This window comes from Candidatus Poribacteria bacterium, from assembly GCA_026706025.1.
Lineage (GTDB): Bacteria > Poribacteria > WGA-4E > WGA-4E > WGA-3G > WGA-3G.
In genome coordinates this window covers 63645-72520 of the sequence record JAPOZO010000100.1, presented here as the reverse complement: position 1 = coordinate 72520, position 8876 = coordinate 63645, and the positions used below count along the sequence as shown (strand labels likewise).

Annotated in this window: 7 protein-coding genes; all 7 read right to left on the bottom strand. The window is 46.5% G+C overall.

What is annotated here, in order from left to right; genetic code table 11:
• Window positions 1–99 precede the first annotated feature (99 nt).
• Window positions 100–1017, bottom strand: a complete 918-nt coding sequence (locus OXH00_25705; protein MCY3744425.1) for a phytanoyl-CoA dioxygenase family protein — start codon at window positions 1015–1017, stop codon at window positions 100–102.
• Between the two features lie 436 nt (window positions 1018–1453).
• A complete protein-coding gene (locus OXH00_25700) occupies window positions 1454–3589 on the bottom strand; it encodes a BatA domain-containing protein (protein MCY3744424.1) in 2136 nt (711 codons plus the stop codon).
• 159 nt (window positions 3590–3748) lie between these two features.
• Window positions 3749–4729: a DUF58 domain-containing protein gene (locus OXH00_25695; GenBank protein MCY3744423.1), complete on the bottom strand. Its 981-nt coding sequence runs from the start codon at window positions 4727–4729 to the stop codon at window positions 3749–3751.
• Between the two features lie 130 nt (window positions 4730–4859).
• Window positions 4860–6749 (bottom strand): SpoIIE family protein phosphatase, encoded by a 1890-nt coding sequence (locus tag OXH00_25690; GenBank protein ID MCY3744422.1) that lies wholly within the window; start codon window positions 6747–6749, stop codon window positions 4860–4862.
• A 191-nt stretch (window positions 6750–6940) separates the two neighbouring features.
• Window positions 6941–7285 carry an STAS domain-containing protein gene (locus OXH00_25685; GenBank protein MCY3744421.1) on the bottom strand — a complete coding sequence of 115 codons (345 nt, stop codon included), beginning with the start codon at window positions 7283–7285 and terminating at the stop codon, window positions 6941–6943.
• Window positions 7286–7455: 170 nt separating this feature from the next.
• Window positions 7456–7887, bottom strand: coding sequence for an ATP-binding protein (locus OXH00_25680; protein ID MCY3744420.1), 432 nt, complete (start codon window positions 7885–7887; stop codon window positions 7456–7458).
• Between the two features lie 397 nt (window positions 7888–8284).
• Entirely contained in the window at window positions 8285–8839 is a 555-nt protein-coding gene (locus OXH00_25675) for a hypothetical protein (GenBank protein ID MCY3744419.1), read from the bottom strand.
• Window positions 8840–8876 lie beyond the last annotated feature (37 nt).

The following is an 8876-nucleotide window of genomic DNA, read 5'->3' as shown; positions in this document are numbered from 1 at the left end:
TGCAACTCGTTGATTCGCTCCAATTGCGCCAATATATCCTCTCCTGCCTCAATTTGTGAAAACATTGTCTCCAACGCTTGCCTGAGTTCTAAAAAACCGTCAACTCGCATCTGATGCCTCCATTTGCTGAACGGCTTTGCATGTCCGTAAAGAGACGCTTTTCGGTGGTGGATCATAGCCTTTCCACGCATAAGGATCAACACCAGAGACAGGAACAATGCAGCGCCGGTCCGCACTCGCTGGACGCTCACCTTCCCGAAGGGACCAAGGCAACAACGACCACGCGTTACAGTAATGGCTCACCAAAACCCTGCGAAACGTATCCCCACGGTTCTTGCGCGACCGATGGAGCAGATACCCATTGAAGAAAACTAATGTCCCCGTTCTAACTTCAACCGGCACCTCATCGGTGTCATCAAAACCGTAACTTTCCTCTGCAAAATCAAACTCATCTGGATTTTCATGAGACCGCTGCGGATAGAGATAGCCTTGACGATGTGAACCCGGAAGAACCCATAAACACCCGTTTTCGACTGTCGCATCATCCATCGCGATCCAAGCACCAATTAAGGAACGATCACGCGTCGGAATGTAGATTTCGTCCTGATGCCACGCCTGCCCCTGAAAATTTGGCGGTTTCACAAAAAGCATGGACTGCATGCACTTAACACTTCCATCCCAATACGGGAGATGCGCAGCAGCTATCTGGCTCAAAATACCGCAGATTTTCGGGTGCTTGACGTACTTCTCAATGATTGGACTGACAAAATGCGGTTGATGAATGCAGAGAATACGGCTGATCGCCTCAGCATCGCTAACATCATCAGGGATCGGTTTTAGAGTGTCGCACGGATGCCCGCCCTTCGCGAGCGTGACGGTGTCCTGCCGCAGCTCCTCTATTTCATCGAGGGTGAGCAGATTCGGTACAACAAGATACCCATTTTCCACAAAAGACTGTGTCTGCTCATCAGATACGATTTTCGGCACCTCAATCGGTGCACTTGCTTCAAAGTTCATATTTTTAATTATTGGGTTTCCTCGCCCATTTTTCCGTTGTGATCATCAACTCGTGCCTTTCTATATTATCTTCGGAGTCGAGTTGTTGGTCAAAAAATCGGGTTTCTGATTCGTTTCAACGGTGTTGATAGCAGTCCGTTTTCCTAAGCTTGCAACAACGGCACAAGCGACTCTTATAGTGAAGCCCATAAATAAGTGGACATCTTTGTAGCATAAACTGTTAGTTTGGGTTTCCAGTCTGAATGCCTGTTATAGGTATTCAGACTGTTTGAGAGTGCCCAATTAATTAGAGGTTTTACTATAAACGAAAAATGTTTCTAAAACTTACGCAAAATCACAAAATCGGGAATGGCTATCAGCCATCGGAAACCTTCAGCAGAGACGCAAGCGTTACAAAACACTTCTTTTCTGACTGCTGATCGCTGATGGCTAATTGCTAAACGCGATTGGCAAAGAACATCTCTGTTACTGCCAACGCAAAAACAGCTAACATGAGATAGACCCATACATTTTGGTTCTTCTCAACATCCGCCTCAAATTGTGCTATGAGTTCTGCAGTCGGTTTCTCCTCAACCAATTCGTCCGCAGCCCCTTTCAGCATACTTGTTAGTTCCTCTACATCACGTGCCGCAAGGTCGGACTCAGTTGTGTCAACATTGACAATAAAGTAGTACGGGGCTGTCCCAGATGTATGGACTGAGTAGATGCCCGGTATTGCGGTGTCAGCATAAAAAACACTGCCCTGCGAGGAAATTTCAGTAAGATTCTCATTGCGTTGCAAACGAGTCTCAACGTTGTTTGGATTAAACACAGCGATTTCCGTGTTCCGCGCAGCATCGCCATTTTCATCTTCCGAGATCTTCAGTTCAACGCTATCACCAACCCGATAATTCGGTGCAGCGTCCACATCCTTAAGCGCGAGATACTTAATAGTCTCATGCAGAAACGGCAGATAGACAGCGCGAATCGGCAGATCGTTCCATTCCCTGTCTATTGTCGAGGTAAAACAGAGTACACGCCCCAAGTTTCCATAAGGTTTCTCAAAGAGCGCGGGACTCCCATCATCATAAGCAGCAATAACCGTTGCATCCTTTGTAGGTACCGCCTGAAAAATTCTGTAAAACCGAGCCTTGCCAAAATCCCCGTGATTCGGTTCCTTGAACGGCACGAAAATCGGATGTTCATATTTCACCGTAGCAAGCACACGGAATTGTTCGCGATCCAGGGCATCACCGACAGCTTGGACAAAGTCACACGGCATTAATCCATTCTCACCGCCAAGACGTTGTTTATAAGCATCGGCATCAATATTATTGCCAACCGTTAAAATCAGACCCCCACCAGCAGCGACGTAAGCCTTCACACGCTCCGCTTCACCGGAAGAGAGTTCTGCAACATCCGCAAGGATCAGCACATCTACGCTTGCGAGTGTCGAGGCATTCGGGACCGAGGCTGATTCGGCGAAATCAATTTGGACAGCGTCACGCCCCGATACCAACGCCTTTTTCATGAAGAAAGTCTCTACAGTTTGATAGCGACCACTCGTTCGCAGCCTTTCACGGACAGCATGGACTTTAATCGACCGTAGACTTTGCAAAGTAAAATATCGCTTGTTGTCAACACCAAGTGCATCCTCTGGCAGTTCAACCCAACCTGTATGTGTCGCCTCGTCTTGAAACTCAACCTTAAAAACAGCGTCCGCGAGATCATCTGGTTCAATATCAAGTTCGACACTATCAATCACATTGTCGTCTATAAAGAGACGCACTTGCAGATTTTCAACCGGCTCATCGCCGAAATTACGTACCCGCGCGACAAGCTGCGACGCTTTCTGTTCCTTCAGGATGACAGGTGGCACGCTGATCTCGGTGATAGCATAATTCTGCGGTTCTTCAGCACGCACATCAACAAAGTTAATTTGGACATCAGGACTGAGTTTGTCCGTCTCAATAAAATTCTCCCACCCCCGCTTTTGCATATCTCCGACAAGATAAACCTGTTTCTCACCGATAGGAATAGACTGGAGGATTTCATCCGCGGTTTGCATCGCGTCCAAGTAATCCGTATGCTCGTTAGTCGTTTCTGCGTTGTTCAAAGCCGTACGAATATGCGTAAACTCTGAACCGAGTGGCGCAACGACACGGGCATTGTCGGACGAAAGTATGAGGCAGGCAGCATCGGAGGCATCAAGCCCGTCCAGAATTTCGACCGCCGCTTTTCTTGCATTCTCAAGAACCCCTTCATACTGCATACTATAAGAGGTATCCAGAATGATAACAGCGTTCCGTTTCCCACCTGTTTTCTGCGCAAACTCTGGGGCATCGGCGAAAAATGGGCGCGCAAACGCTAAGCCGAGCAGTGCCAACATCAGAATACGCATTAGCAGGAGCAGCAATCGTTTCAACCTGTGCCGCCGCACGTTCGTCTGATGCGACATCTGGATGAAACGGACGGTACTGAAAATCAGTCGCCGCGCACGTTCCCGATTCAGTAGATGAAGAATGAGCGGGATGGATGCGCCTATCGCACCCGCTACTGCAAAAGAGGTTGCTAAAAAAGTCAAGCCAAACATTTTTAACTATTAAGTTTTGTTCCGTTTTTAGCGTCTTTAGTTACCAACCAGTCTTCGGGGATCAGGTAAAAGAGATGTATGATAGTTCAAAACCCTCTTAACTGACAACTGATAACTGAAAGATTTTTTTAAAAAAAAATCGTACTGACAACTATCCCCTTAGAGGACACCTTGCCGCTTAGCGAGATAAGAAGCAAGCGCGAGATCAATCGGGGTTGCTGTTGTTATTATGTTGTAATCAATATCCGCTTGTCGTAGCGCGAGCCTATAGGTATCAAGAAAGTCGTTGAAATTGCTCAGATAACTCTCCTGAATCGCTTGCGGGGTTGTGATAATCTCAGCGTCGTTTTCTGAATCAATAAATCGGATAAGTGCTTCCGAACTCCGTCCTGTCTCAAAGTTAGCAAACTCAAGTTCCTGTTCTGCAAGCACATGGAAGACGATAACTTCGTGCCCTTCATAACGGAGATGTTCTAATCCAGCGATGACCTCCTCATGATTTTCATCGTAGAGATCTGAGATGAAGAGTACCAATCCGCGTTTGGTAAGACGTTCAGCAATTTGATGGAGTGGCGTTCCCATCCTTGTATGCTTTGTTGTCTGTAACGTCTCCAATGTGAGCAAAATTGAGTGTAAGTGTGATGTGCTACTTCGCGCAGGGAGGTACTGGCGAAGCACATCATCAAAATAAGCAAAACCGACCGCATCGCGCTGCTTCGCCATAAAATAGGCAAGGGACGCAATGAGGAAACTCGAATATCTCAACTTCGTTAGCCTTGGTGTCCCAGCACCGTTCCCGTCTGTGGTTGCATCGTTTGTCTGCTCATCATCTGACGGATGCGCCATAGACTCGCTTGTATCTAAAAGCAGGTAGCAATTGAGATTCGTCTCTTCCTCAAACTGCTTAATATAGTACCTATCCGTGCGGGCGTAGGCTTTCCAATCTATATGTTTGGTATCGTCTCCGGGCATATATTGTCGGTATTGTGAGAATTCAACACTAAACCCGTGATACGGGCTTTTGTGTAGCCCTGAGATAAAACCTTCCACAACGAATTTCGCGATTAATTCAAGATTCCCGATTCGGGCAAGGATTGTTGGATCTAAAAAGGCGCGTCCGACTGTCGAACTCTGTTGCATCTGTTTTTAATAGTTGTCAGTTATCGGTCATCAGTTGTCAGTTAAGAGGTTTTGGGAGTATCCCACGCCTCTTGTAACTGACAACTGAAAGATTTTTCGCAGAAAAATCGTACTGACAACTGATAACTATCTATTCCTTTCTCAAAATAAGGAGCGTCAAGTCATCAAACTGATCCGCTTCTCCCTGGAATTCCATGACAGCGTTGTGAAGGTACTTGCGGATACCCTCAGCATTTTCATCCTGGCATGCTTTTGATGCCTCTACAAGCCGATCTTCTTCATAATAGTCGTCATCAACGTTGACAGTTTCTGTGACACCGTCTGTATAATACACAATGACATCACCACTGGCGAGTTGGACATGCTCCGCTTCATATTCGGCAATGCTTGAAACCATATCGTTCGGAAACATTCCGAGCGGAATACCACCAACATCCTCACCCAACCACTTATAGGTGCCATCCTTTCTGATGAGTAGCGGTGGATTATGTCCCGCATTAAGCGTCGTAAGCATATCTGTTTCCGGGTTAAGATGGCTGTAGAAGAAGGTCGCATATTTCTCTTCTGTACCGCTGGCGTAAAGGAGCGAGTTCAAGATCATCGCCATAGTGGCGATTTCGGCGTACAAGGAAGACTGGTTAGGTGTCCCTTGTTCAACGCTTTCTGCGCGCGACAATTCCGAGATAAGCCCCGCGCGAAGCGTTGCCATGAGCAGTGCCGCTTGCATCCCCTTTCCAGAGACATCGGCAATTGCGAGTCCCCAATGTCCGGTAGGTAAGGCGATACAATCATAATAGTCACCACCGACGGGACCGCGCGGCTCATAATGTCCCGCAACCTCATATCCCGGAATGTCTGGCAGGGTCTCAGGGATGAGGTTCACCTGGATTTTGCGCGCCTCCTCCATTTCTGCCTGTAACTGACGCGCCTCAAGTGCTTCCTGATGGAGCTGCGCATTCTCAATCGCGACACCCGCTTGTTTCGCAAAGGAATCAAGGAGAATTACATCTTCATCAGTAAAGGAGGTAATTCTACCACCGCGTTCCTCCTTGTCACCAACAACAAGGACCCCCAAAATATCACCATCACGCCCAGGAATAGGGACAGCCATCAAATTTTTGCCGCCAAAAAGGGTGTCGAATTTAGGTAGACAATGCCCCGGTATTCCTTCTTTTACGACAGATTTCAACACTTCCACGGATGTCACCTCTTGCGATAGCGGTGTGTCCTCACCATAAGAAATAACAAGTCCATTCGTGTTATCCTGCACCGTGCTATTTTCAAGCAAGTTCTCTGGAAAGGCATAGTGCATTTCAAGTGCCTGTTGCTCGGTATCCGTAAGCATAAGTGCGCCAGCGTTAGCGTCAAGCAGCGAGACAGCTTGCTGAACCACCTGCTCCGCAGCCGCCTCAGGTTGTAGCAGTTGACAGATTTGCGGCGCGCTTTCAGCGAGCATGAACAACCGAAACTTTTCGCTCTGGATGCCCTCCACCATCTGCGAATAGGCAATAGCAATCGAAATTTGGTGCGCCAGGGTTGTCAGTAACTCCTTCTCCCAAGTCTCTAACGCATCTCTTGCTAAAAATTTGCCCAGACCTATCATTCCCAAAAATTCGTCTTGAATTTTTAGCGGAATCCAAAGCCGTATATCAATCGTTTCGGAAAGCTTGGCACTCCGAGCGAAAAAGGGTCTAAGAACATCAGGAGGCGCGGTGTTCTCTATGAAAGGATGTTTCAGTAAAGCCTCTAATTCGTCTGGCTCAACAAGAATTGGCGAGAACGTCTCGTCAGGCGTCGCCGCAACAACATCAAGATTCTGACCCGTTGAATGATAACGCAGTATCGCGCCACGTCGGATCTGTAAAGTCCCGAGTGTGATACGGAGATAGGTTTTACTCGAATGATTGAAATTGCTGTGCCCGGAGATTACCGTTTGCCCCAGATTTTCCAACTCAGATAGACTGAATATGAGCCGCTCCATCGTCTGTTCTGCCGTGCTTTGGGATTTATGGGTTTGCAAACTGTCTCCTAAAGGCTTACTTGGGTCTTTCATGGTATTAAATCCAGCAATCGGTTTCTAATTTTATTATATTTGTTAAGAAAAAAATATACAGATGATACGCACACACGGTTTACCAAAAATACCCTACAAAATCTAAGCAAACAGATTTTAATCTACAACTCGATCAAAACATGTTTCTCAGAAAAAGCCTATAAATTCGCAATAGCAGACTCTTCATCCGGAAAGATGCCAGCGTATTTAGCAATTGCCATCATGCGAAAAGTTCGTTCTTGCGTAGCGGACAATCCACAGAAATTCAAGGTGCCTTCACGCTCGTCAAGTGCCTCTATGATTTCAATAAGTATGGATATACCGATGCTGTTAATGAGTGTTGTTTGTTCAAGGTTGATGACCAGCAGTGTGTAACCATTCTGAATGAGCTCTTGGGCTTTCTCAGAGAGTTTTTCGCCGAGCGCATCATTCAAATACCCAGCTGTCTCAATTATCGCGTGCTCTTTTGACTCGCGAACTTGAATATCGAATTTGTTCAACAAACCGTTTACCTCCTTAAATACCTAACATGGACTTGCCGACCACCCGAATAAAAGAAAGATCACATAGTATTAAAAAGGTGCCTTGAGCAGCCCATTTGAACACAATCTCGCGGATTATCCGCTACCGGTTCAAAATTATGTTGCCAGCATAACGAAAACGACACAAAAACCTATGAAGGGGTCTTCTTTTTCGTGAAACTAACAGTTGTACCGTTAGGGGTGCTTTCTATAACCACCTCATCCATTAGTGCTCTAATAATCTGTAAGCCTCTCCCGCGCTTACGCAAATCGGCGTGTAAAGTCGGCGTACCCAGTAAGCGCGTACCGTCTAATGTATCCGCAGTTATCCCAACACCTCGGTCAGAGATTTTCACCTGCAACTGATCGTCCGTAACTAAGAACTGAATATGCACTTCCTTATCATCACTTTGACTATGTTCAGAAGCGTTAATACAGGTTTCGATGATTGCAAGTTGAATCTCTTCAACCGCTTCCTCATTGAAGTCCTTCAATTCAGCAAGGGCAGAGCCAGTTTTCGCTGCAGCAAGTTCCATATCAGGATACATGGGTATAGTGAGGAGTATTTTGTGTTCATCTGACACGCTATTTTTCCCTCCTTGCTATGGCTTGTAGTTATATATAGGAAACCTACAAAATTCGTCTAAATATGTGTTTTCCGTGGATCCAATGACTGCGAAAAATTAAGATAAAGTTAAACCATCTTACTATATTATTTTAAATTATGTCAACACTTTTATTTTTTTACTTGCTAACGTGAGTTTGATAAATACTTAAGGCAGGCGCATTTCCTCTTAAAGTAAAGTCCTCTGATATTGTAGGACTTACGCATCTCCTCTTAAAGTCCCCCTGATAAGGGGCGGGGAATGCCCATAAGGCATTCATACCCGGGGAAGCCCACACGGGCTTCATACCGTTGATTCTTTAGGGGGTTTAAAACTACAAAATTTACCATCGCGTGCTAAATTATCAAAATATTTGTTAGGGATCAGAAAACTTCGTTTCGTCAACAATCCAGCGAGCATCAGCGATCCGAGCTGATGCCTCTGATAACTCTGGCTGATAAGTCGCAAATTTCACCATATCACAACTGGCGAGCAACTCTTGGACGCGTTCAACACACTGAACGCCTATCTCCACACCGAGCATCGCGTGGAGCAGCGCAGTCGTTGTTAATTCCAGCGCAGGAATTTGATACCGGGCCCCGATGTATTCGCGGAGCACATACGCAATTTGGGTATGATACGTCTCCATGTCCGCACGCTTAAGCAAGTCGGAGGCCTCAATGACGGCTAACTGTTCATAAGCCACCTCGTGCGGTAGCGGGACATCTATCGCCTCATCTTCAGATACCGGTAAGGGCTGCGGACGTTTTCGGAGATAGAACCACGCCGAAACGGTTATGAACCCGAGTATCGCCGCGGCACCAATGAAATAGAGCAATAGGGCTTGCGGCACCTCCAACGGCGGTTTGATATCGCGCAAATTTTGTCCGACGACTGCGCCCTGCATAAGAATTTGTGTAAGTACAGACATACTTCCTGCAAAAAGGTGCGATATATAATCAGATAAA

What these genes read in the sequence shown, in the direction of transcription:
- OXH00_25675 (MCY3744419.1), bottom strand. Translation starts at nt 8,839, where the DNA reads ATGTCTGTACTTACACAAATTCTTATGCAGGGCGCAGTCGTCGGACAA.
- OXH00_25700 (MCY3744424.1), bottom strand. Translation starts at nt 3,589, where the DNA reads ATGTTTGGCTTGACTTTTTTAGCAACCTCTTTTGCAGTAGCGGGTGCG.
- OXH00_25705 (MCY3744425.1), bottom strand. Translation starts at nt 1,017, where the DNA reads ATGAACTTTGAAGCAAGTGCACCGATTGAGGTGCCGAAAATCGTATCT.
- OXH00_25695 (MCY3744423.1), bottom strand. Translation starts at nt 4,729, where the DNA reads ATGCAACAGAGTTCGACAGTCGGACGCGCCTTTTTAGATCCAACAATC.